20 protein-coding genes and 2 pseudogenes are annotated in these 21,164 nt (G+C 62.5%); 10 read left to right on the top strand and 12 right to left on the bottom strand.

The annotated features are described in order from the left end of the window. A pseudogene (locus tag NKI20_RS23015) lies at positions 1-83 on the bottom strand (cobalamin-binding protein); the annotation flags it as partial. A gap of 275 nt (positions 84-358) precedes the next feature. Here NKI20_RS23015 and NKI20_RS23020 point away from each other — a divergent pair. The 4 genes and pseudogenes from NKI20_RS23020 to NKI20_RS23035 all read left to right on the top strand — a co-directional run bounded on the left by NKI20_RS23020 (position 359) and on the right by NKI20_RS23035 (position 5,041). Beyond that, positions 359-1,933 carry a trimethylamine methyltransferase family protein gene (locus NKI20_RS23020; protein ID WP_352602810.1) on the top strand — a complete coding sequence of 525 codons (1,575 nt, stop codon included), beginning with the start codon at positions 359-361 and terminating at the stop codon, positions 1,931-1,933. An 89-nt stretch (positions 1,934-2,022) separates the two neighbouring features. Beyond that, on the top strand, positions 2,023-2,712 hold the full coding sequence (locus NKI20_RS23025) for a hypothetical protein (protein WP_352834626.1): 690 nt from the start codon (positions 2,023-2,025) through the stop codon (positions 2,710-2,712). 107 nt (positions 2,713-2,819) lie between these two features. Further along, positions 2,820-3,556, top strand: a pseudogene (locus NKI20_RS23030) (dienelactone hydrolase family protein). 306 nt (positions 3,557-3,862) lie between these two features. Continuing rightward, positions 3,863-5,041: a BaiN/RdsA family NAD(P)/FAD-dependent oxidoreductase gene (locus NKI20_RS23035; RefSeq protein ID WP_352602804.1), complete on the top strand. Its 1,179-nt coding sequence runs from the start codon at positions 3,863-3,865 to the stop codon at positions 5,039-5,041. A 36-nt stretch (positions 5,042-5,077) separates the two neighbouring features. On the opposite strand, the gene NKI20_RS23040 is transcribed toward NKI20_RS23035, so the two are convergent. From NKI20_RS23040 to NKI20_RS23065, 6 genes are read right to left on the bottom strand one after another with little or no spacing between them, the layout of a single operon-like run. After that, the gene (locus NKI20_RS23040) at positions 5,078-5,485 is read right to left on the bottom strand and encodes a DUF1801 domain-containing protein (protein ID WP_352834631.1); all 408 of its coding nucleotides are present in this window, start codon (positions 5,483-5,485) and stop codon (positions 5,078-5,080) included. A 41-nt stretch (positions 5,486-5,526) separates the two neighbouring features. Next, positions 5,527-5,919, bottom strand: a complete 393-nt coding sequence (locus NKI20_RS23045; RefSeq protein ID WP_023757738.1) for a VOC family protein — start codon at positions 5,917-5,919, stop codon at positions 5,527-5,529. Then, entirely contained in the window at positions 5,916-6,389 is a 474-nt protein-coding gene (locus tag NKI20_RS23050) for a DUF1801 domain-containing protein (protein ID WP_352602800.1), read from the bottom strand. The genes NKI20_RS23045 and NKI20_RS23050 overlap by 4 nt, the downstream gene beginning before the upstream one ends. A 10-nt stretch (positions 6,390-6,399) precedes the next feature. Beyond that, positions 6,400-6,615 carry a hypothetical protein gene (locus tag NKI20_RS23055; protein WP_023757736.1) on the bottom strand — a complete coding sequence of 72 codons (216 nt, stop codon included), beginning with the start codon at positions 6,613-6,615 and terminating at the stop codon, positions 6,400-6,402. Between the two features lie 54 nt (positions 6,616-6,669). Further along, positions 6,670-7,080 carry an SRPBCC family protein gene (locus NKI20_RS23060; protein ID WP_352834636.1) on the bottom strand — a complete coding sequence of 137 codons (411 nt, stop codon included), beginning with the start codon at positions 7,078-7,080 and terminating at the stop codon, positions 6,670-6,672. After that, entirely contained in the window at positions 7,077-7,400 is a 324-nt protein-coding gene (locus tag NKI20_RS23065; RefSeq protein WP_023757734.1) for an ArsR/SmtB family transcription factor, read from the bottom strand. The genes NKI20_RS23060 and NKI20_RS23065 overlap by 4 nt, the downstream gene beginning before the upstream one ends. A gap of 152 nt (positions 7,401-7,552) precedes the next feature. Here NKI20_RS23065 and NKI20_RS23070 point away from each other — a divergent pair, with 152 nt between their 5' ends. From NKI20_RS23070 to NKI20_RS23080, 3 genes are all read left to right on the top strand, one after another. Continuing rightward, complete coding sequence (locus NKI20_RS23070) at positions 7,553-8,113, top strand: RNA polymerase sigma factor (RefSeq protein ID WP_352602796.1); 561 nt, start codon at positions 7,553-7,555, stop codon at positions 8,111-8,113. Between the two features lie 2 nt (positions 8,114-8,115). Further along, positions 8,116-10,302, top strand: a complete 2,187-nt coding sequence (locus NKI20_RS23075; RefSeq protein WP_352602794.1) for a vWA domain-containing protein — start codon at positions 8,116-8,118, stop codon at positions 10,300-10,302. A gap of 213 nt (positions 10,303-10,515) precedes the next feature. Then, positions 10,516-10,785: a hypothetical protein gene (locus NKI20_RS23080; protein ID WP_352602792.1), complete on the top strand. Its 270-nt coding sequence runs from the start codon at positions 10,516-10,518 to the stop codon at positions 10,783-10,785. A gap of 13 nt (positions 10,786-10,798) precedes the next feature. Here the strand turns inward: NKI20_RS23080 and bmt are convergent, their stop codons facing one another. Both bmt and NKI20_RS23090 read right to left on the bottom strand, forming a co-directional pair. After that, positions 10,799-11,821, bottom strand: coding sequence for a betaine--homocysteine S-methyltransferase (bmt, locus tag NKI20_RS23085; RefSeq protein WP_352834641.1), 1,023 nt, complete (start codon positions 11,819-11,821; stop codon positions 10,799-10,801). A 117-nt stretch (positions 11,822-11,938) separates the two neighbouring features. After that, positions 11,939-12,796 (bottom strand): helix-turn-helix domain-containing protein, encoded by an 858-nt coding sequence (locus NKI20_RS23090; RefSeq protein WP_023757729.1) that lies wholly within the window; start codon positions 12,794-12,796, stop codon positions 11,939-11,941. A gap of 229 nt (positions 12,797-13,025) precedes the next feature. Between NKI20_RS23090 and NKI20_RS23095 the strand changes: the two genes are divergently transcribed. Together NKI20_RS23095 and NKI20_RS23100 are read left to right on the top strand one after the other, a co-directional pair. Continuing rightward, positions 13,026-14,036: a fatty acid desaturase gene (locus NKI20_RS23095; protein WP_352834645.1), complete on the top strand. Its 1,011-nt coding sequence runs from the start codon at positions 13,026-13,028 to the stop codon at positions 14,034-14,036. Positions 14,037-14,117: 81 nt separating this feature from the next. Continuing rightward, entirely contained in the window at positions 14,118-14,945 is an 828-nt protein-coding gene (locus NKI20_RS23100) for a phosphate/phosphite/phosphonate ABC transporter substrate-binding protein (RefSeq protein ID WP_352834648.1), read from the top strand. Here NKI20_RS23100 and NKI20_RS23105 read toward each other — a convergent pair. The 3 genes from NKI20_RS23105 to NKI20_RS23115 all read right to left on the bottom strand — a co-directional run bounded on the left by NKI20_RS23105 (position 14,910) and on the right by NKI20_RS23115 (position 20,560). Next, complete coding sequence (locus NKI20_RS23105) at positions 14,910-16,265, bottom strand: M24 family metallopeptidase (protein WP_352834652.1); 1,356 nt, start codon at positions 16,263-16,265, stop codon at positions 14,910-14,912. The two genes, NKI20_RS23100 and NKI20_RS23105, sit on opposite strands and share 36 nt — an antisense overlap. 9 nt (positions 16,266-16,274) lie before the next feature. Next, a complete protein-coding gene (locus NKI20_RS23110; RefSeq protein ID WP_352834656.1) occupies positions 16,275-18,845 on the bottom strand; it encodes a GcvT family protein in 2,571 nt (856 codons plus the stop codon). Between the two features lie 137 nt (positions 18,846-18,982). After that, positions 18,983-20,560 (bottom strand): trimethylamine methyltransferase family protein, encoded by a 1,578-nt coding sequence (locus NKI20_RS23115; protein WP_352834660.1) that lies wholly within the window; start codon positions 20,558-20,560, stop codon positions 18,983-18,985. Between the two features lie 224 nt (positions 20,561-20,784). Between NKI20_RS23115 and NKI20_RS33785 the strand changes: the two genes are divergently transcribed. Beyond that, positions 20,785-21,159: a hypothetical protein gene (locus tag NKI20_RS33785; RefSeq protein WP_502898151.1), complete on the top strand. Its 375-nt coding sequence runs from the start codon at positions 20,785-20,787 to the stop codon at positions 21,157-21,159. Positions 21,160-21,164: the final 5 nt, after the last annotated feature.

Here is a 21,164-nt window from a genome sequence, read left to right on the forward strand (position 1 = left end):
AGCCCGTCATAGAGATCGTCGTGCATCTGCTGCACCAACTCGTCGTCGGAAAGTTCGGAAAGGATGATCTCGTCGTCGGACATTTGTATCGAACTCCTGCCGGCATCGCGACTGCGTCGCAAGGCACCAAATATTCACGGTCATTCCTAACCCGCTAGGGGCATGTATCCATAGCTGATTTGCGACTTCCCGCAAAAGGAAAGCGACCGCAAATCTCTTGCAATTCTTGTCGATTTTGCGACAGGCGTTGGCGCTGGCGGGCCGTTTCGAATAGGGTGCATGGCTACGATCTGGCAGGAAGCGGCGAGAGGCAGTCGCTACGGATTCCAGACAAGAACAAATTCAGGGAAGAACGACCATGAGCGAACACGCGGCAGTCGATCAGGAAGCGTCAAACGCGCGACGCGGGCGCGGCGCTAGCGGCGGTGCTGCAGCCCGGCGCGCAGCACGTTCGGGCGGTGGCCCCGGCACCCAGCTCACCTACATCAAGCGCAAGATCAACATCTACGAGGTGCTGGATGAGGAAGGCCTGGCGCTGATCGAGAAGAACACCGACACGGTGCTCGAGGAGATCGGCATCATCTTCCGCGATGACGCCGAAGCGCTGCAGCTCTGGAAAGAGGCAGGCGCCGACGTCAAGGGCGAGCGCGTCCACTTTCCGAAAGGGCTTTGTCGTTCGCTGCTCAAGACCGCACCGTCCGTCTACACCCAGCACGCCCGCAATTCCGAGCGCTCGGTGCAGATCGGCGGCAATGCCACGGTCTTCGCGCCGGTCTACGGTCCGCCCTTCGTGCGTGACCTCGATGGTGTCAGGCGTTACGCGACGATCGAGGATTTCCGGAATTTCGTGAAGCTCGCCTATATGGCGCCGTCGATCCACCATTCGGGCGGCACTGTGTGCGAGCCGGTCGACGTGCCGGTCAACAAACGCCATCTCGACATGATCTACAGCCACATCAAATATTCCGACAAGCCATTCATGGGTTCGGTGACCGCGCCGGAGCGCGCCGAAGACACCGTCGCCATGGCCAAGATCGTGTTCGGCGACGATTTCGTTGAGAACAACACGGTGCTGACCAGCCTGATCAACGCCAACTCGCCGATGGTGTTCGACGAGACCATGCTCGGCGCGCTGAAAGTCTATGCGCGCCACAACCAGGCCTGCATCGTCACCCCGTTCATCCTTGCGGGCGCGATGAGCCCGGTGACGGTGGCCGGCACGCTGACGCAGGTTCTGGCCGAGGTGCTGGCCGGTGCATCGTTCACGCAGCTGATCCGGCCGGGCGCGCCGGTGCTGTTCGGCACCTTCGCGTCATCCATCTCGATGCAGTCGGGCGCACCGACCTTCGGCACGCCGGAGCCGTCGCTGGTTTCCTATGGTGCGGCACAGCTGGCGCGCCGTCTCGGCCTGCCGTTCCGCACCGGCGGCTCGCTCTGCGCGTCGAAGGTTCCGGATGCTCAGGCAGCCTATGAAAGCGCCAACACGCTGAACTCAACCATCCTGGCCGGCACCAATTTCGTGCTGCACTCTGCCGGCTGGCTCGAGGGCGGGCTCGCCTCCTGCTACGAAAAATTCATGATGGACATCGACCAGCTCGGGATGACGCAGAAATTCTCCGAGGGCATCGATCTTTCGGAAAACGGCCAGGCGATGGATGCGATCCGCCAGGTCGGGCCAGGCAGCCACTATCTCGGCTGCGACCACACCCAGGCCAATTTCCAGACCGCCTTCTACCGCTCCAATATCGCCGACAACAATTCCTATGAGCAGTGGCTGGCCGAAGGCGAGAAGACCGCACCGCAGCGCGCCAACGAGCTTGCCCGCCGCTGGCTGGAGAGCTACGAGGCGCCGCATCTCGATCCGAGCATCGACGAAGCCTTGAAAGACTTCATAGCCAAGAAGAAGGGATCGATGCCCGACGCCTTCACTTGAAAGGAGCCCGAGTCAGGCGGGGCTAAAGTCGCCAACATCATCCACAAGGAAGTCTGGCGGAGCGCTTTCTCCGATCCGGTCAAAAAGGAATGACTACGCCTGCCTGCAGCGTTGACAGCATCGCTGGGGCGTTTCTCGCCAACGGCCTCGTTCTTCGCGGCGGTTTCAATTTTGCGCCTGGCGAAGCCTCGCCAACGGGATCATCGGGCGCGCCGGCCAGAGCCATTCTGCTGGTGGGGCAGGCGGGTGCCGCTCCCTGGCCGCATTTCATGCGTTGGCGCGAACAGCAACCGCAGAAAATCGCCAATCCGCTCGACAGCTGGTCGCGCGAAATGATCGGTGCCGTGGCGAAGACATTCGGGGCGCGCGCCGTTTCGCCTTCCGACAAGCCTTACCTGCCGTTCCAGCAATGGGCGATGCGAGCGGAGGGGCTGAAGCCTTCACCGCTCGGTATCCTCATGCATCCGCAATACGGGCTCTGGCACGCCTATCGCGGCGCGCTGCTGTTCGAGGACGAGCTTCCGGTTCGGGCCGCCGAGGCAGCGCCCCACCTTTGCGATACCTGTGTCGAAAAGCCCTGCCTAAAATCCTGTCCGGTCGCTGCTTATTCCCCGCAAGGATTCGCCTATCAGTCCTGCTTGGCGCATGTACGAGGGGCGGACGGCGAACCGTGCCGTGCCGGCGGCTGCCTCGATCGCAATGCCTGTCCCTATGCCACGGCCTATCGCTATCCCGCGGAAGTTCAAGTCTTCCACATGGCGGCATTCGCGGGGCTGTAGGCCGACACCCAATCCCGCACGATATGTTGACTACCAGGTTTAGAGAGCGCCTTGCCGTATCGGCTTGGCCGGATATGTATCGCACGACAACCGAACGGAGCCGGGCGATGACGAAACAACACCTTCACATCGAGACCAGGGATGGCGTTGCCAAGGCAGGGCTTTTCCGTTCGGCAAAGGCATCTTCGACCAAGGCCGGCGTCATTCTTTATCAGGACGCTTTCGGTCCGCGGCCGGCGCTCGTCAGCATGGCCGAGCGGCTGGCAATGAAGGTTATGCAGTGCTGGTGCCGGACCTGTTCTACCGAAATGCGCCTTACGGGCCGTTCGACGCCAAGACCGCCTTCGTCGAGGAAAACACCAAGGCAGCGCTGACGGCGCTGGTCAGTGGTACGACGCAGGAGATGACCATCCGCGACAGCGGTGCATTCCTCGACGCTCTGGCTGCTGAAGGCATCACTGGACGCATCGGCACCGTTGGCTATTGCATGGGTGGCGGCCGGGCACTGAATGCCGCCGCGACCTATCCGGACAGGATAAGGGCCGCGGCGAGCTTCCACGGCGGCAATCTGGCCAGCGATGCCGCCGACAGCCCGCATCGCAAGGCAGCCTCTATCAAGGCGCGGGTCTATGTCGGCATGTCGGGTACCGACAGAAGTTTCCCGCCGGAACAGTCGGCACGACTGGCCGAGGCGCTCAGGGTGGCGGACGTCGACTACCTCATCGAGAACTACGTCGGCGTGGCGCATGGCTGGTGTGTGCCCGACCATAGCGCTTTCAATGCCGCAGGTGCGGAGCACCACTGGAAGCGATTGACGGAGTTCTTCGCCGAGACGCTCGTCTAATGTCGGGATTCACTGCCAGGTCAGAAGATGACTATCTGCGCGCACCGTCATTGCGACGTGGCCTATTCCATTGATCGCACAGATCGCACTGCGCGCCATGCGATTACGACCGCACGACCGATGGGACGAAGAACGAGCGGCGGCGGCAGATGATTTTCACCTTGCCGCCGCCGTACCCAGGCGGCGCCTACTAGCTCTGCTCTTCCGCGGCTGTTCTTGCCTGTTGGCTGCCCGTCTCGTTCGCTGTATCAGGCAGCACAAATGGCGCTACCCCATGTGAGCGGGTCGAGCGGGAACGAATAGCTGATGCAATCCTTTGATGTCGTGATCATCGGCGCCGGTGCCGCCGGAATGATGTGCGCCGTGGAGACGGCCAAGCGCGGCCGTTCGGTGCTGATCCTCGATCACGCGGCAATGCCTGGTGAAAAGATCCGCATTTCCGGCGGCGGCCGGTGCAATTTCACCAACATCCATGCCAGCCCGAAGAATTTTCTCTCGGGCAATCCACATTTTTGCATTTCGGCGCTCAGCCGCTACACGCAGCGCGACTTCATCGCCCTCGTCGAACGCCACCGCGTCGCCTATCACGAGAAGACGCTTGGGCAGTTGTTCTGCGACGGCTCCGCACGCCAGATCATCGACATGCTGGTCTCGGAAATGCAGGGCAGGGGCGTGGAGCTGGCACTGTCGACCAAGGTTGAGGATGTCCGCAAAACCGCCGAGGGGTTTATGCTCGCCCTCTCCACGGGCACGGTCACTTGCCAGTCCGTTGTTGTGGCCTGTGGCGGCAAGTCGATCCCCAAGATGGGGGCGACCGGTTTCGGCTATGAGCTTGCGGAACGGTTTGGCCTTGCTGTTGTCGAAACGCGGCCGGCGCTGGTACCGCTGACCTTCGACGCCAACACGCTCGAGCGGTTGGCGCCCCTGGCTGGCAACGCCGTCGACGCGGAAGTCGCCTGCGGCAGCACGCGGTTCGCTGAAGCGATGCTGTTCACGCATCGCGGCGTCAGCGGACCGTCCATCCTGCAGATCTCGTCCTATTGGCGCGAGGGCGATGAAATCCGTATCGCCATGCTGCCGGGAGTCGATGTGGCGGACCTCATTCGCGCCGCCAAGCGCGGCAATGGACGGCAAGCGGTGCAGACAGTGCTGGCAAATCATCTGCCGAAGCGGCTTGCGCAGTCGATCGCTGAGCGAACCGGGCTCGACGGTAACCTCGCCGATCTTTCTGACGCCCAGATCAAAACCGTCGCCGCCGCGGCCAATGAATGGCGCATCAAGCCGGCCGGTTCAGAAGGCTACCGCACCGCCGAAGTGACGCTGGGCGGGGTCGACACCAACGGACTCGACCAGAGGACGATGCAGGCGAAATCCGTGCCGGGCCTGTTCTTCATCGGCGAAGTCGTCGATGTCACGGGCTGGCTGGGTGGCTATAATTTCCAGTGGGCATGGTCGTCTGGCTGGGTGGCGGGGCAGGCAGCTTAGGGTCGAAAGCGCCGATCCACGACGGGCTTGGTAGTTTTACTTCTGTGGCTTCGCGCCAGTAGCCACCGGCGCCTTCGTCTTCTTTTTGGCCTGGTTGTAGTCGATGGCGGCACGGACGAGCTCTTTCAGGGCATCCTCATCGAGCTTATCGCCCTCAAAGATGTCGATTGCCCGCCACACCTTGCCGCCAAAACCGTTGTTGAACAGCTTGTCTGGATCGGGCAGGCTGGCGCCATGGGAAAAGGTGAGCTTCACCTTATCCTCGTGCGCGTTGCCGACCAAGATGTTCCCGTCGAGGCACCATACGGGGCTCCCCATCCACTTCCACTCCTCGACGATGTCCGGGTTGGCTGCAAGGATGGTCTTGCGGATGCCGGCGAGCGTCTCGCCGCGCCAGTCAGTGAGGCCGGCGATCAGCTGGTCGATCTGTTCGGATGGGCTCATTGTGTGCCTTCCTGCGCTTTGACGCGTTTTCAATTGCCGCCTTACCAGCGCGCCAGCTGGGTGATCTGAACGAGGTTACCACAGCCGTCGTTCAGCTGGGCGATCGTTGAACCCGTGACCTCGGTCGGCGCCATCGTGAATGCTGCGCCCTTCGCCTTGATGCGCTCATGGTCGCCCTTGACGTCGTCGGTGAAGAACATAACCGCGGGCTGGCTCTGTTTGAAGATGGCTTCCTGATAGGCCTTGGCGGCCGGGTTGTCATTGAGCGCGAGCTGCAGCTCGGTCCCGTCGGGTTCTTCGGCAGATGCAACGGTCAGCCAGCGATAGGGCCCATTGCTGAAATCGGCTTTCTTGATAAAGCCGAGCACGTCGGTATAGAAGCGCAGTGCATTTTCCTGGTTGTCCACGTAGACGCTGGTCAGCTTGATCTTCATCGCTCTTTCTCCTCTGTCGTATTCGGTCGCTGCGGGATCCAGCCGGGCAGGGCCGCGGCTTGTTTCACCCAGTCCGCCATCCGCGCCTCGTCGAACTGGTCTTCGCGGATGTCGATCCAGCGCACATCCTTGCTCTTTGCCGTGCCGCCGGGCGGGATCGGCTGCAACGACATGCCGCTGAAGAAGGTCACCTTCACGTAATGGGTGAAGACATGGAACGACACGAACCAGCCCTGGCCCTCGATGCCGTAGAATGGCGAGTTCCATCGCACGGCCTTGCGCACGTCAGGCACGTTGCGCTGGATGAGTGCGTCGAGGCGCTCGCCTAGGCCGCGCTTCCAGCCCGGCATTGCGGCGATGTATGCCTGCACCGGGGTGTCGCCGTCGCCTTTGGCTATCTGCGGGTTGCCGCCCGACAGCAGGACCGGTGCGGCGCTGGCCTTGGTCGATTGTCCCGGCGTCTTGGCCATTCTGCCACTCCTATCCGCCCGCATGCTGCGCGCGGTTGGCGGCATAGGGCAGCACGAACATGTACAGACCGCTGAACAGCAGCAGGAAGAGTGGCAACAGTGGTGAATAGACCACCCAAGCGGGAGGCTGCCCGAATGCCATGGTGACGAAGTTGGCGATGACAGTCAGCGTAAAGATGATCGACAGCCAGCGATGAATTTGCCGGATCCATTTGTTCCAGTCCAATGAGACCTCCGTCAGACGAGCCGAAGCGGACCAGCGATCCACTTGCCGGCGGTTTCAATCCAGCCGCGCCAGCACATCCTCCAGGGCAGTAAGGAACCTTTGCCAGCCTACCGTGGCGCCGCGGAAGTAAGGCTGCTGATCCGACCGGAAGCCCGTCTGCTCCATGCGCAGATGGGTCCCGTTGCTCGTAGCGGTAAGCGTCCAGGTGACCACGCTCTCGAAATCCTTGGTGTCCCAAGTGTAGGACAGCGTTTTGTTCGGCTCGACCGTCTGGACCTGACAGGTGACGCCGCCCCAGTCCGCGCTGAGATTGAAACGGTGGTCCACGACTGGCTTGAAGTTGTTCTTCATCAGCCACTCCTCGATCAGATGCGGTTGGGTGAGCGCGCGCCAGATCTTTTCCGCCGGATAAGGTATCTCGCGTTCGACGACGACGGAGCGCGTTTCGGTTGCAGTGTTGGTCATTGGTCCATTCTTTTGAGCAAATTTTCGAGGTCATCGAACCGGCTCTGCCAGAACGCGTTCATCTGGTTCGTCCAATCGGTCAGTGGGGAAAGCGCTGCGAGCTGGGCGCTATAATGGGTCTGCCGTCCCTCATGGCGATCGCGCACCAGCCCGGCCTGCCTGAGCAGACCGAGATGCTTCGACACCGCCGGCTGTGACACGCCGGATTGAGCCGTCAACGCCCCCACCGTCTGTTCACCCTCGCGGCACAGGCGCTCGAAGATCGCCCGACGCGTCGGATCGGAGAGCGTTCTGAAGAGGACATCGTGAGCGTTCGTCATTGGATTGATAACTCACCAGCTATTGATTTAACGTATAACCGCCGAGATATGGATGTGTCAAGCGGGCGTTGATGATCACGATCCGGCTGTTTCCAAAAAATCTTTCCATTGCCCAAAGGAATCGCCATTAGCCTTCGTCCAACAGGCAAATGATGGCGATGATGCTGGATGAAAGCGAAGCCTCCGACGCCGAACTGATCGGGCGGGCGCAGGGCGGAGATAGGGGGGCCTTCGGCACATTGCTGGAAAGGCACTATGACTTCGTCTATCGCGCCGCCTATCGCTGGTGCGGCAGGAAGGCGGACGCCGAAGACATCGCCCAGGAAGTCTGCGTGCGGTTGGGCAAGGCGATCCGCGATTATCGCGGCGGCGGCGCCTTCACGACATGGCTCTATTCCGTGACGATGAACGCCGCGCGCGACATGATGCGAAAGACCGCGCGCGACATGGCCAAGACAGAGGCCTATGGCGTTCACGCGCTGATCTCGGGCGCGGCTTCGGTCGAACCGGAAGACCCGGCCGAGGCGTTGTGGGCGGCGGTCAGGCGGCTGCCGGACAAGCAACGCGACGCGGTGCTGCTGGTCTATGGCGAAGGGTTGAGCCACGCGGCCGCCGCCGAGGCGATGGCGATCTCGGAGACGACGGTTTCCTGGCACATCCATGAAGCGAAGAAACGGCTGAAGACGCTGATGCACTCGGCCGGGGAAGTGTGACCATGGTCGACGACAACGAACTCAACAGACTGCGCGATATCGCGGCGCCGGCGCCGGGCGAGAGCGCAAAGGCTCGGGCCTTTGAAGCCGCCCTGCGCGCATACGATCAGGAAAATATTTCTGCCGTCACCCAAGGATCGGTTGGCGGGCTTCGTCTCACAGAGCGAGCACAAAAGCTCTGGAGCGAGATCATGCAAAAGAAACTCATTGCCACGCCGGCCCTTGCAGGGCTCGTCGCCCTGCCGATCGCCGGATACGCCACCTTCCATCTGCTGAGGGAACAGCCGCCTAAATTCGGCGGCGACGAGAAGATCAGCGAGACACTGGCCGACAAACCGGCGATCGTGAAGCCGTTGGCCGAGCCGAAGCCGGCTCGCACCGAGTTGGAGAAAGACAAGAAGACCGACGCCGATGTGGAAAGCCGCGACGCGACCGATGCGCTTGTGGCGCCGGCTTCGCCGCCGAAATCCGAATCGACCGTTACCGGCGGTGCGACACAGCAGGAATCGGCGACGGGCGCTCCCCGCCAGGACGCCGCTAACGCTGGAAAGATGAACATTGCACCTCCGGCGCCAGCCCCGACGGGCGAGTTCGCACTGGATAGCCGAGCCGCGCCGTCTGGCAGAGTGGTGACGGGCCTTATGCCATCTCCAAAGGCCGATGGCACGTCGCGTGCCGCCCGTATCCAGGCCGAATCCAAGCTGGTGGCGCCGCAGCAACCCGCCACCATGCCGGCCGACCAGCTGGCGCCACAGGAAGAGAACCGCGACCGCATCGAGGATTTCAAGACCAATCCGGTGCATGCCGCGCTCGAGGATCCGGTCTCTACCTTCTCGATCGACGTCGACACAGCCTCCTATTCCTTCGTGCGCAGCTCGCTGAAGCAGGGCACCCTGCCGCAGGCCGATACGGTGCGCGTCGAGGAGATGATCAACTACTTCCCGTATGACTGGAAGGGACCGGAGTCAGCGTCGACGCCGTTCAACGCGACCGTCAGCGTGATGCCGACGCCGTGGAACACACACACCAGGCTGATGCATGTCGCCATCAAGGGGTTTGACGTCAAGCCGACCGAGCAGCCGAAGGCCAATCTGGTCTTCCTGATCGATGTCTCGGGCTCGATGGACGAGCCGGACAAGCTGCCGCTGCTCAAGTCGGCTTTCCGGCTGCTGGTCAGCAAGCTGAAGGCCGACGACACCATCTCAATCGTCACCTATGCCGGTGATGCGGGCACAGTCCTGGAGCCGACCAAGGCGTCCGAAAAGGACAAGATACTCAGTGCCATCGACAATTTGACGCCCGGTGGTAGCACCGCCGGCGAGGCGGGCATCAAGGAAGCTTACAGGCTGGCGCAAAAATCCTTCGTCAAGGATGGCGTCAACCGGGTGATGTTGGCCACCGACGGCGACTTCAATGTCGGCCAGAGCGACGACGATGATCTGAAGCGGCGGATCGAGAGCGAGCGCAAGACCGGTGTCTTCCTGTCGGTGTTCGGTTTCGGCCGCGGCAATCTGAACGACCAGATGATGCAGACCATCGCCCAGAACGGCAACGGCACCGCCGCCTATATCGACACACTGGCCGAGGCCGAGAAAGTGCTAGTCGAGGATGCCTCCTCGACGCTGTTCACCATCGCCAAGGATGTGAAGATCCAGGTCGAGTTCAACCCGAACAAGGTCTCGGAATATCGCCTGATCGGCTATGAGACCCGGGCGTTGAACCGCGAGGATTTCAACAATGACCGCGTCGATGCCGGCGATATCGGTTCGGGCCATTCCGTCACCGCGATCTACGAGATCACGCCGAAAGGCAGCGGTGGCGAGCAGATCGATCCGCTGCGCTATGGCCAGGCGTCAGTGGACAATGGCGGCGTTGCCAATGCGGACGAATATGCCTTCGTCAAGATACGCTACAAGCTGCCCAATGAAGACGTCTCGAAGCTGATCACCACGCCGGTGACCTCGGCCAACGAGATTTCGTCCTTCGACCAGGCCAGCACCGACCAGCGCTTCTCCGTCGCCGTTGCCGCCTTCGGCCAGAAGCTGCGCGACGAGGATGCGACCGCGAAGTTCGGTTACGACAAGATCATGGAGATCGCCACTGCCGCTCGAGGAGCCGACCCGTTTGGGTACAGGTCCGAGTTCCTCTCGCTTGTGCGCCTTGCCTCGGCGCTGGGCGGTAACCGGTAGTGGTGATAACGGCCGGTTTCTTCAGACGGGATCGTTCCGACAGGGGAACCGACCAACGGGCGGGTGAGGCAGGCCGGTGAGGGGTTCATTCCCTTGCCGGCCTCTTTTTTTGGGAAGTTTCCGGGGTCGTTAAATTGCGCAGCATTTCCGGTACCGGATCGCAACGTCCACCTTGCTAAACGGGATAGGTCTACGGGGCTTGAGGAGCCGGAATTGCAGATCAGGACTATCGCCAACTCGATACCGCCGACACAGGACGCCTCGGCGGTTCCATCTGCCCCGTCATCCGAATCCAGGCGCATCGGCGACGATGTCGCGCAGGCGCGCCACACCGCCATGTCGGCGCTGAACAACGACCGCTTCCGCATCATGCTGGAGCAGATCACCGATCCGACTTCATCCGGCGCGCTGATGACGATGCGCAGCGACAGTTTGGTCGATTTCAAGTCGGCGCAGTCGAGCTACGCCGACAACAGCGAGTAAAAGACCCACAGGATCAGGCGCGGCTGCGGCGGCGCTCGCGGCGGGCTTCGCTGGTCTCGGCGGTGTTTTCCGTCGCCACCTTGTTACGCATCGGACCGATGCGCTCGACGATTGCGGTAACCGTCGGACGATCCGCCTTGGTGTGGGCGTCGAGCGCCTTGCGCATCGCGGCAAGGTGCTGGAACGAGGTGCCGCAGCAGCCGCCTATGATTTTGGCGCCGCCATCGACGGCGAGCCTGACATAATCGGCCATCAGTTCGGGCGTGCCGGAATAATGGATTTCGGTGCCGCGGAATTCAGGAATACCACAATTGCCCTTGACGATGACCGTCGCCTCCGGCTTCGCCTCGGTCATGTCGAGCAGCGAGGCCAGGATGTCGGATGCGCCGACGCCGCAATTGGCACCAACGCCGAGCGGCGCTTCCGACAAGCCGTCGGTGACGCCGTGGATATCCTTTGGCAGCAGGCCCATCATGGTGCGGCCGGCGGTGTCGAAGGACCCGGTGTAGGTGTAGGGCAGGCCGACGCGTATGGCAGCTTCGGCGGCGGCGCGGATCTCGTCGGGAGCCGACATCGTCTCGATCCAGGCAACTTCGGCGCCACCGGCCTTGAGGCCCTCGATCTGCTCGGCGAAGGCGTCGACCGCCTCGTCATAGGTCATGGCACCAAGCGGCACCAGCAATTCGCCGGTCGGGCCGACCGAGCCGGCTACGATCACCTTGCGGCCGGCCTTGTCGGCGACGGCACGGGCGAGTTCGGCCGCGCGCTTGTTCAGCGCATGCGCGCGGTCCTGCGCATGGTGCAGCTTCAAGCGATGACGAGTGCCGCCGAAGGAGTTGGTCAGGATGATGTCGGCGCCGGCATCGATGAAACTCTGGTGCAGGCTTGTGATGGTGTCGGGCGCCGTCTCGTTCAGCAGCTCGGGCGCCTCACCGGCCTCGAGCCCCATGGCGAACAGATTGGTGCCGGTGGCGCCATCGGCGAGCAGCACACCCTTTTCAGCCAACAGCGCATCGATCGGGTTGGTGGTCGTCATCGGATTGGCTCTCATGTTTCGAATTCGAATAAGGATATAAAGAAGTCTTTATGTGCAGTCAATGAAATAGCAGTGACGGCAGGATCCAGTCCGCCCATGGAATCATAATCCCGAGGCTCAGACAGTGCCTGATGGGAACGACATGCCGGCCAGTCTGTGCGCAAAGCCTGCCGCCTCGTGCGCGTTGATGTCGGCGGCGCGGATCAGATTGTCGAAATGCTGGATCAGCGTCTGGATCGGCTGCGTGGCGTTGAGCACCAGATACATGTCACCGACATAAATGGCGGCGCGATAGGGCCCGAAGATGGTGTAGGGGATCGAATAGCGCATCCGCCCGTCATAGAGAAACAGCCGGAATGCCGGATAGAGATCGTCGAGCAGGGTCGCCATGTGCAGCAGCTGGGCGCGCCGATCGGCTTCCGGGAAACGATCCCAGACGCCCAGCCCGCGTGCGAATATCTCCAGCGTATGGCGCGGCATGCAGACTTCCATGTCGGTTTCCGGCCGCCTGTTGTAGTCGATGCGGTATTGCGTTTCGCCGGCCTGCGCCAGGCGGCTCTTGTTGGTGATGCCCGCTTCGTACTCGACCAGCGCCTCGGTGCGCAGGAGATCGGGAATGCCGGCTGGCACGTAGCGGATCTTGGTGCCGGCGGCCTCGGCATGCCATTTGGCCAGCAGCGTGCGATCGAATCCATCGGGTGCCTCCTCGATCTCGAGGCTCTCGCGGATTTCGCCGGTGAGGCCCTCGTCCTGGCTGAGGCCGAGAAGCCAGTCGAGCGACACCTTGAACTCGGCGGCGATGTTGAGCAGCGTCTCGGCGCGTGGCAGGCGGGTCGAGGCGCCCGACAGCAGCTGCGAGAGCGCCGAGCGATCGATGCCGACCGCCGTCGCGAAAGCCGACTGATTGAGGTCGGAGCGTGTCAAGAGCATTTTCAGGCGTTCGCGAAAGATGGTCGACAGATCACGCTTGTCCATATCGGTGCTCCGGTCCGATTGAGGAAAAATTTGCGCCGAAGCGTCTTCGAGCGCTCCCTAGGCGTAAATGAATCCCCAATCTTGTTTACAATGTGTAACACATGCAGTCAAAAATGCGCAATCGCAACAGCTTGTGCACTTTGTCGCGTTGAGTCGAATCATTTCTCCTGACACAATGCTGTCAGGAACCAGTTGGGGTTCCGGCGACTGAGGGGCAGTGGTCGATAGGATGACGGGCAAGAGCATCAGGCGACAAAGCATACCGGCTATCGAATGGCCGACAGTGGCTCTCGCTTTCTTCTGTTACGCAACATGGCTAGCCGCCGGTTTTCTGCTCTGGCCATCGTACCCCATCCCCGCGCTCGCCGTCCTGGCCTTCACCGCCGCACTGCAATCCTCGATCATGCACGAAGTGCTGCACGGTCATCCGACGCGCAACGCGCGGGTCAACGAAGCCTTCGTCTTCCTGCCGATCGGCCTGGTCTGGCCATTCCGACGGTTCAAGACCATACATCTGCGCCACCATGCCGACGAGCGGCTGACTGACCCGTTGGACGATCCGGAAAGCTATTATCAGGCGCTGTGGCAGCATGAAGAGCTGCCGCCGACGATGAAATCTCTGCTCAGGATCAACAACACCATGACCGGCCGTCTGGTGCTCGGCCCCTGGCTGTCCTGCATCGGTTTCTTCATCGACGACGCCAAGCAGATGATCGCCGGCGACAAGGCGATCCGCAGAGCTTGGCTGCTGCACGCGATCGGGCTTGCCGTCGTGGTGCCGATCGTCCAGTTCGGCTTCGGCATTCCGCTGTGGCTTTACATTCTGGTGCCGGTATGGCTCGGCCAGTCGCTGATTTCGATCCGTACGTTTGCCGAGCATCAATGGTCGGAACACCCGGAGGGCCGCACGGTGATCGTCGAGCGCTCGCCGCTGTCGTTCCTGTTCCTCAACAACAATCTGCATTTCATCCACCACAAGAGCCCGACAGTAGCCTGGTACCAGCTTCCAAAGCTGTTTCGCGACCGTCGCGACGAGTGGCTGCGGATGAACAATGGCTATGCCTATCCAAACTATTTCGCGCTGATCAAGGCCTATGCCTTCAAGGCGAAGGAGCCGGTCGTGCACCCGGTGCTGCGGCGCCAGGCGGAGCCCGGCAGGGCGTTCAAGCCGCGCGTAAGGGCGCGCAGCATCAGCGGGCTTGGCAGCGCGCCGGTTCCCGCCGAGCCGCCCAAGGAATGAGTTTTGCGGCAGGCAGGTGCTGCCTGCTTGACTGGCTGGGATCGGTTCCCTTCAGTCCAGACATAGTGGTCAGATTCGGTCATGAGTGAATTGGTTGCGGCGTTGCCGATGTATGATTGGCCTGAAGTGCGCGCCCAGATCGACGCTCAATGGGCGGGATTGCGCGATGCATTCCGGCAAAAGGCCATCGACGCGCCGGAAACCATCGTGCGCCGCAATGGTGACCTGCCGCCGATGCCGGGCGGCATTCACGATGCCCAGGGAGCACTGATCGCGTCCGACCCGGCGACATTGCCGCCGGACGAACTCGATTTTCACAGACTGTGGCTGCACCCGGCGCTACTGTTCGCGCAGACCTGCTGGGGGCCGATGGAGCTTGGCCTGTCCAGGCATGTGCAGGTGATCGGCCAGCCGAGCTACGACGGCTATGAAGGCGGGCAGGGCGAGCTCTACTCCAGCGCCATCGTCATGCTGGCGGATGGCGCGCCATCGGTTGCCTCGCCAGCTGACGGCGGCCCGCTGATCCCGCTCGATCGGATCCGTGGCAAGCGCTTCACCTTCAACAATCTCGATTCCATGTCCGGCCTGATCGGACTGACGCGCGACCTGGAGGCGATGGGCGAGAGCCTCGACCTCTTTGCCTCGCGCAGCAAAAGCGGCGGGCACCGTTCCTCGATCGTCGCAATTGCAGAGGGCAAGGCCGATGTCGCGGCCATCGACTGCGAGAGCTGGGTGCTGGCGCAGCGCTTCGAGCCGGCAGCTAAAAACGTAAGGGTCGTTGGTTGGACGGGACGGCGCAAGGGCCTGCCTTACATCACCGCCGCAACGACACCGGAAAAGACGGTGACCGCACTGCGCGAAGCTCTTGTCGGCCTAACCGAGCAGCCGCTCGTCAAGCGGGTAGGTTGAGAGCTGCTCGTTGCCGGTCTCGGTGACGAGGATCTGCTCCTCGATCTTGACGCCTTCGTGCCCGCCAAGCCTGCCGATATAGCTTTCCACACACAGCACCATTCCGGGTTCCAGAACGCCATCGGGCGTATCGGCAGTCCAGTCACTGGCATGCGGCAAGGTCGGGTATTCATCGGCCAGGCCGACGCCGTGATAGAGCACGCCATAGCGCGTCGGGAAGCAGTCTCCCGGCGGCACCGCCGAGCGTTCGACGAGGTCGCGGAACGAGATGCCGGGCTGCATCAGCGCTATGTTGTGCGCGATCTGGCCGGCGGCGATGCGAAACAGCTCGCGCTGCTCGTCGGTCGGCTTTGCATCGCCGCACAGCCATGTGCGCGACAGGTCGGCGCAAAAGCCGTAGGGACCGATCAGGTCGGTGTCGAAGGCGACGAGATCGCCTGATACAATCTTGCGTGACGAGCATTCCTGGAACCACGGATTGGTGCGCGGACCCGACGTCAGCAGCCGTGTCTCGATCCATTCGCCCCCACGCGCAATGTTGCCGCGATGCAGTTCCGCCCATAGCTCGTTTTCGGAAATGCCAGGCTTCAGAGCCCGTTCCATCTCGCCCATTGCCGCCTCGCAGGCGACGATAGCGCGGCGCATGGCAAGGATTTCGTCCGGCGACTTGATCAGCCGCGCATTCTCCATCACCGCCTCGCCATTGCCGATCGAAACACCAAGGCGCGCCAGTTCCTCGACGCCTTCAGGGTTGATGTGGTCGACTGCGATGCGGCTGTTGGCGCCGCCATGTTCCCTAACCAGATCGGCGATGCCGGCGGCCCAGCGGCGGACCTTTTGCTCCGTAAGCTCGCCGCTATAGAGGTACATCCACGACACAGCGGGGCGAACCTCGTCGACGATGCCGGAATGGTCGGAGAGGTGTTCGCAGGAGAAATAGTCGAACAGCACCACCGGTCCGTCGGTTGCAACGAAGCAATGCCGCGTCGGATTGTGCGCCACCCACGACTGCATGTTGGTGGAGTCCGTCGCGTAGCGGATGTTGACGGGGTCGTAGAGCAGGGCACCGGCATAGCCGCGGCGCCTCAACTCGGCGCGGATACGCTCCAGCCGGTATTGGCGCATGGCAGGCAGATCGGGAGCCGCAATGCCTGCCGCAGCCCATTCAGCCTCCGCCTGCGCGCCATAGCCCAGCACATGCTGGTTGAGCGCCGCCGCCTTCTGCCGGGAGGCGTCGCGCTGCGCCTCGATCGAGCCCGGCTCGAACGGCATGATCTTGCGATGCCGGCCAAAGCTGCCCTTTGGCCCCGCGCTGTCCATGGTCGAACCTCAGGTCCGCATCTTCTCGCCGCTCGGATCGAATGGTGCTTCGACATTGATGCGGGCCGGGCGCCGGTGTCCCAGGATCTCGATCTCGAACAATCCGGCACTTTCGTCCTCGGCAAGAGCCGCCGGCACATAGCCCTGCGCCATCGACTTCTGGACATAATGAGCATAGCCGCCTGAGGTGACCCAGCCGACCACGCGCCAGTCGCCGTCGACGATGCCGCGCACGGCGGACGCACCTTCGGCAGCCTTGGAGCCGCGTATTTCCTTGCCGCCCTTGTCGAAACGCGGCGCGCCATAGCCATGCGGCTTTTCAACCGTGCCGTAATCCTTGCTGACCTTGGCCCAGATCGGCTCGTCGCCCATGACATCAGCATCGGCGGCATCGACGACGAAGGAGACGCGGCGCAGTTTCGGTCCTTCCGCCTGTTCCTTGGTGGCTGCCTCGCGGCCGATGAAGTCGTTTTTCTCCAGCTTGATGAAGCGGTCCATCGCGCCTTCGAACGGTCCGTAGATCGGCCGCAACTCGCGGAACCAAGTCGGAAAATTCTTTTCCAGGCGCATGGAGAGCAGAGCGCGCATACCGAAATCGACGAGGCCGAATTCCTCGCCGGCATCCTTGATCTGATGATAGACGAGGCGTTGGTAGGCCGGCGCCATCCAGATCTCATAGCCGAGATCGCCGGTGTAGGTGATGCGGTTGACCAGGCACGGCGCGCCGCCGACCGCCATCTCGCGGAAATCCATGAAGCGGAAGGATTTGGTCGAGATGTCGACATCGACCAGCTTCTGTAGCAAATCCCGCGATTTCGGTCCGGCGATCGACAGGCCGACCAGCGTCTGGTCGAAGCGGTGGATACGCACCGACCTGTCCTTCGGCAAATGCTTCTCGAACCAACGCATGTGGTATTTCTGCGCCGCCGACGAGCCCCAGATCATGAAGCGGTCTTCAGCCGCCTTGGCGATGGTGAAGTCGCCGATCAGCTTGCCGAATTCGTTGAGCATGGGCGACAGCACGATGCGGCCGGTCTTCGGCATGCGGTTGGTCATCAGCCGGTTGAGGAAGTCCTCCGCCGCCGGTCCCGACACTTCGTATTTGGCGAAGTTGGCGATCTCGGTGACGCCGACGCGCTCACGCGTGGCGCGCACTTCCTCGCCGATCGGCCCAAAATCGTTGGAGCGATGGAAGGAGACGATATCCCTGGGCTCCTCGCCTTTCGGTGCGAACCAGAGCGGTGTCTCGAGACCCCAGGAGTCGCCCATGACGGCGTTGTTGGCCAGCATGGTGTCGTAGAGCGGCGTCGTCTGCGCCGGGCGTGCGGCCGGGAGTTCTTCATTTGGGAAGCGGATGGAGAAGCGGCGCGAATAATTTTCGCGCACCTTGGCGTTGGTGTAGCGCAGCCCGGCCCATTCGCCGAAGCGGGTGACATCCATGCCCCAAACGTCGAAGCCGGGATCGCCATGCACCATCCAGTTCGACAGGGCCAAGCCGACGCCGCCGCCCTGGCTGAAGCCGGCCATGACGGCGCAGGCGCACCAGAAATTGGTCAGGCCCTGCACCGGGCCGACCAGCGGGTTGCCGTCGAGCGCGAAGGTGAAGGGGCCGTTGATGATCTGCTTGATGCCGGCCTTCTCGATGCCGGGGAAATGCTTGAAGCCGATTTCCAGCGACGGCGCGATGCGGTCGAGGTCGGGCGGCAGCAATTCGTGGCCGAAATCCCACGGCGTGTTGACCGGCGACCACGGCTTGCAGGCCTTCTCATACGTGCCGAGCAGGATACCGTTGCGCTCCTGGCGCGTGTAGATCTCGCCCTTGAAGTCGAGCACGCCGATCATCTCGCGGCCGGTCGATTTGTTGAATTCCTCGACCTCCGGCATCGGCTCGGTCAAGAGATACATATGCTCCATGGCCAGCACCGGCAGTTCGACGCCGACCATGCGGCCGATCTCGCGCGCCCACAGGCCACCGCAATTTACGACATGCTCGGCTTTCACCGTGCCCTGTTCGGTGACGACGTTCCAGGTGCCGTCGACCTCCTGCGTCAGTTCGACGACGCGGTTGCGCAGCACGATCTCGGCGCCGAGCTTCTTGGCCGCCTTGGAATAAGCGATCGTGGTGCCGGAAGGGTCGAGATGGCCTTCGACCGGGTCCCACATGGCGCCGACGAAATTGGTCTCGTCCATCAGCGGGAACATCGCCTTGGCTTCGGACGGAGTGATCAGCTCGGTGTCCATGCCGAGATAGCGGCCCTTGGCGTGGGCAAGGCGCAGGAAGTCCATGCGTTCGGGCGTATCGGCCAGCATCACGCCGCCGGTCAGATGCAGCGAGCAGGACTGGCCGGATATTTCCTCGATCTCCTTGTAGAGCTGCACCGTATAGGCCTGCAGCTTGGCGACGTTGGGATCGCCGTTCAGCGTGTGGAAGCCGCCCGCGGCGTGCCAGGACGAGCCGGAGGTAAGCTCCGAGCGCTCGATCAGCATGATGTCGGTCCAGCCGGTCTTGGCCAGGTGATAGAGAACCGAGCAGCCGACGACGCCGCCGCCGATGACAACCGCTTTAACGTGAGATTTCATCTAGATAGGTCCGTTTTTGAAGGGAATGAATCGAGTGAGAGCGGCGTGCGCCCTTCCTCTGCCCCGTCGATCGGGGGAGAGGTGTCGAGCGCAGCTCGACGGAGTGGGGGTCGACTGTTCATCAACAACACAGACGATCAAAAATCGGTCGGGGCGCCGCCCTCGGACCGGCGCTTGGCGACAAAAGCGTTGAGTTCCTCGCGGACCGCCGGGTCCATGTAGGGCTCTTCGTAGGACGCGAGCCGTTCCTTCCAGATCTTGTTGGCCTTTTCGAGCGCCGTCGGCGAGCCGGCTTCCGCCCAGGTCTCGTAATTGCGCCAGTCGGACAGGATCGGCGAGTAGAAGGCGGTCTTGTAGCGGTCCTGCGTGTGCTGGGTGCCGAAGAAATGGCCGCCGGGACCGACCGACTGGATGGCATCGAAGCCAAGCGCCTCGTCGGAAAGGTCGAGCGGGGTCAGGAATTCGGCCACCATCTGCAGCAGGTCTATGTCGAGAATGGTCTTCTCGTAGGAGCAGCGCAGGCCGCCCTCGAGCCAGCCTGCGGCATGCATCATCAGATTGCCGCCGCCCTGGATGGCACCCCACAGCGAGAACACGCTTTCATAAGCCGCCTGGGCGTCGACCGTGTTGGCGGCGCAGGTGTTGGAGGTGCGGTAGGGGATGTTGTAGCGGCGGGCAAGCTGGCCGCCGACGAGCTGCGCCTTCATGTATTCCGGCGTGCCGAAGGCCGGTGAACCGGACTTCATGTCGACATTGGAGGTGAAGCCGCCATAGCCGACCGGCGCACCCTTGCGCACCATCTGGGCGAAGGCGATGCCGGACAGTGCTTCGGCGTTCTGCTGCACCAGCGCGCCGGCGATGGTGACCGGCGCCATGGCACCCGACAGGGTGAACGGCGTCACGACGACGACCTGGCCCTTGCTCGACATCTGGATGATGCCTTCCATCATCGGCACATCGAGCTTGAGCGGCGAATTGGTGTTGATGATGGTGAAGACGGACGGCTCTTCGAGCAGCTGCTCTTGGCTGATGCCGCGCGCGATCCTGGCGATCTCGATGCCGTCGACATTGCGCTCCTTGCCGAGCGAATAGATGTGGAACACCTTGTCGGTGAGCACGCTGAGATCGCGGATGCATTCGAGGTGGCGCACGGACGGATGGATATCGGTCGGCTCGACCGGATAGCCACCCGTGCAGTTCAGGATGTTGTGCATCTGTGCGAGTTTTAGAAAGTTGCGATAGTCCTGCTGGTTGCCGGGCCGGCGGCCACGATCGAGGTCGGAGCAATTGGGCGCCGACGCCATCATCGAGATGATCACGTTGTTGCCGCCGAAGCGCACATTGTGCGCCGGATTGCGGGCATGGATGGTGAATTCCGACGGGCAGTGCGACACCAGATCCAGGATCATGTCGCTGTCGAAGCGCACGCGCTCGCTGCCGTCGCGCACGTTGGCGCCATGTGCCTTCATGATGCGGCGGGCCTCGTCATGCAGAACGTCGACGCCGATTTCCTTCAGCACGCGCAGAGAGGCGAGGTGGATCGATTCCAGCTCGTCGTCCGAAACCAGCCTGGTTGGCGTCAGCGGGTTTTTCAGCTGGCGGAAAGCCGGCTGCTCGAACGCGGCCGAGCCGCCGGCGCGCTTTCCGGCGCGGCCACCGCGGCGGGCGCGATCGCTGGCCAATGCCGGTTCTGCTGGTTGTAGGGCGGCGGTCATGGTGGTCCTCATAGGATGCGGTAGCGGGCGGCATAATGGACCGGCGGCTGTCCAGCCATTGCGGAGGCGGCGACCACTAGGGCTAGGGAAGCGACATACCGGAACGGCAGTTGCGCGGCCGCGACATCGCCCCGATTGCGTTGCCCGTTGGCGCAAACGGATTTCGCCGGCCGGCCCTTCCTTTCCCCGGATCGAACCGGTAGCCGGTCGGGCTTGCCGGCCGGATGGCCAGCACATTTCACACGGATGACGGCATGGTCGCGACCGGCTCCAGCGAAGGCGAAGTGGGAACGCAGTGGGCAGCGCTTGCCGGCGTCACCGCGGCACTTGCCATGTTCGGCGCGGCGCAAGGTTTGAGCTCGCCGCTGTTCACGCTGCTGACGCAGAAGCAAGGCATGTCGCCGGCGCTGATCGGCTCGTCGGCGGCGATGATGTCGCTCGGGCTGATCCTGCGGCTTCCTTCGTGCCGGCTGCGGTGCGGCTGGTCGGTGCGCGCGTGCGCCGCGCTTCCTGACAGGCATTGTCTGGAGCAAAGGGGTTTTCGCCCTCCGGGGGCTTACCACCACGTGCCTCAATCGATAATCCTGCAACCCCGATAGCGGTG

This window comes from Mesorhizobium sp. M0830 (genome assembly GCF_040319965.1).
Taxonomy (GTDB): Bacteria; Pseudomonadota; Alphaproteobacteria; order Rhizobiales; family Rhizobiaceae; genus Mesorhizobium.

What these genes read in the sequence shown, in the direction of transcription:
- NKI20_RS23095 (WP_352834645.1), top strand. Translation starts at nt 13,026, where the DNA reads ATGACGGGCAAGAGCATCAGGCGACAAAGCATACCGGCTATCGAATGG.
- NKI20_RS23065 (WP_023757734.1), bottom strand. Translation starts at nt 7,400, where the DNA reads ATGACGAACGCTCACGATGTCCTCTTCAGAACGCTCTCCGATCCGACG.
- bmt (WP_352834641.1), bottom strand. Translation starts at nt 11,821, where the DNA reads ATGACGACCACCAACCCGATCGATGCGCTGTTGGCTGAAAAGGGTGTG.
- NKI20_RS23070 (WP_352602796.1), top strand. Translation starts at nt 7,553, where the DNA reads ATGGCGATGATGCTGGATGAAAGCGAAGCCTCCGACGCCGAACTGATC.
- NKI20_RS23090 (WP_023757729.1), bottom strand. Translation starts at nt 12,796, where the DNA reads ATGGACAAGCGTGATCTGTCGACCATCTTTCGCGAACGCCTGAAAATG.
- NKI20_RS23050 (WP_352602800.1), bottom strand. Translation starts at nt 6,389, where the DNA reads ATGGCCAAGACGCCGGGACAATCGACCAAGGCCAGCGCCGCACCGGTC.
- NKI20_RS23020 (WP_352602810.1), top strand. Translation starts at nt 359, where the DNA reads ATGAGCGAACACGCGGCAGTCGATCAGGAAGCGTCAAACGCGCGACGC.
- NKI20_RS23100 (WP_352834648.1), top strand. Translation starts at nt 14,118, where the DNA reads ATGAGTGAATTGGTTGCGGCGTTGCCGATGTATGATTGGCCTGAAGTG.
- NKI20_RS23025 (WP_352834626.1), top strand. Translation starts at nt 2,023, where the DNA reads ATGACTACGCCTGCCTGCAGCGTTGACAGCATCGCTGGGGCGTTTCTC.
- NKI20_RS23040 (WP_352834631.1), bottom strand. Translation starts at nt 5,485, where the DNA reads ATGAGCCCATCCGAACAGATCGACCAGCTGATCGCCGGCCTCACTGAC.
- NKI20_RS23045 (WP_023757738.1), bottom strand. Translation starts at nt 5,919, where the DNA reads ATGAAGATCAAGCTGACCAGCGTCTACGTGGACAACCAGGAAAATGCA.
- NKI20_RS23110 (WP_352834656.1), bottom strand. Translation starts at nt 18,845, where the DNA reads ATGAAATCTCACGTTAAAGCGGTTGTCATCGGCGGCGGCGTCGTCGGC.
- NKI20_RS23105 (WP_352834652.1), bottom strand. Translation starts at nt 16,265, where the DNA reads ATGGACAGCGCGGGGCCAAAGGGCAGCTTTGGCCGGCATCGCAAGATC.
- NKI20_RS23075 (WP_352602794.1), top strand. Translation starts at nt 8,116, where the DNA reads ATGGTCGACGACAACGAACTCAACAGACTGCGCGATATCGCGGCGCCG.
- NKI20_RS23035 (WP_352602804.1), top strand. Translation starts at nt 3,863, where the DNA reads ATGCAATCCTTTGATGTCGTGATCATCGGCGCCGGTGCCGCCGGAATG.
- NKI20_RS23060 (WP_352834636.1), bottom strand. Translation starts at nt 7,080, where the DNA reads ATGACCAACACTGCAACCGAAACGCGCTCCGTCGTCGTCGAACGCGAG.
- NKI20_RS23115 (WP_352834660.1), bottom strand. Translation starts at nt 20,560, where the DNA reads ATGACCGCCGCCCTACAACCAGCAGAACCGGCATTGGCCAGCGATCGC.
- NKI20_RS33785 (WP_502898151.1), top strand. Translation starts at nt 20,785, where the DNA reads ATGGCCAGCACATTTCACACGGATGACGGCATGGTCGCGACCGGCTCC.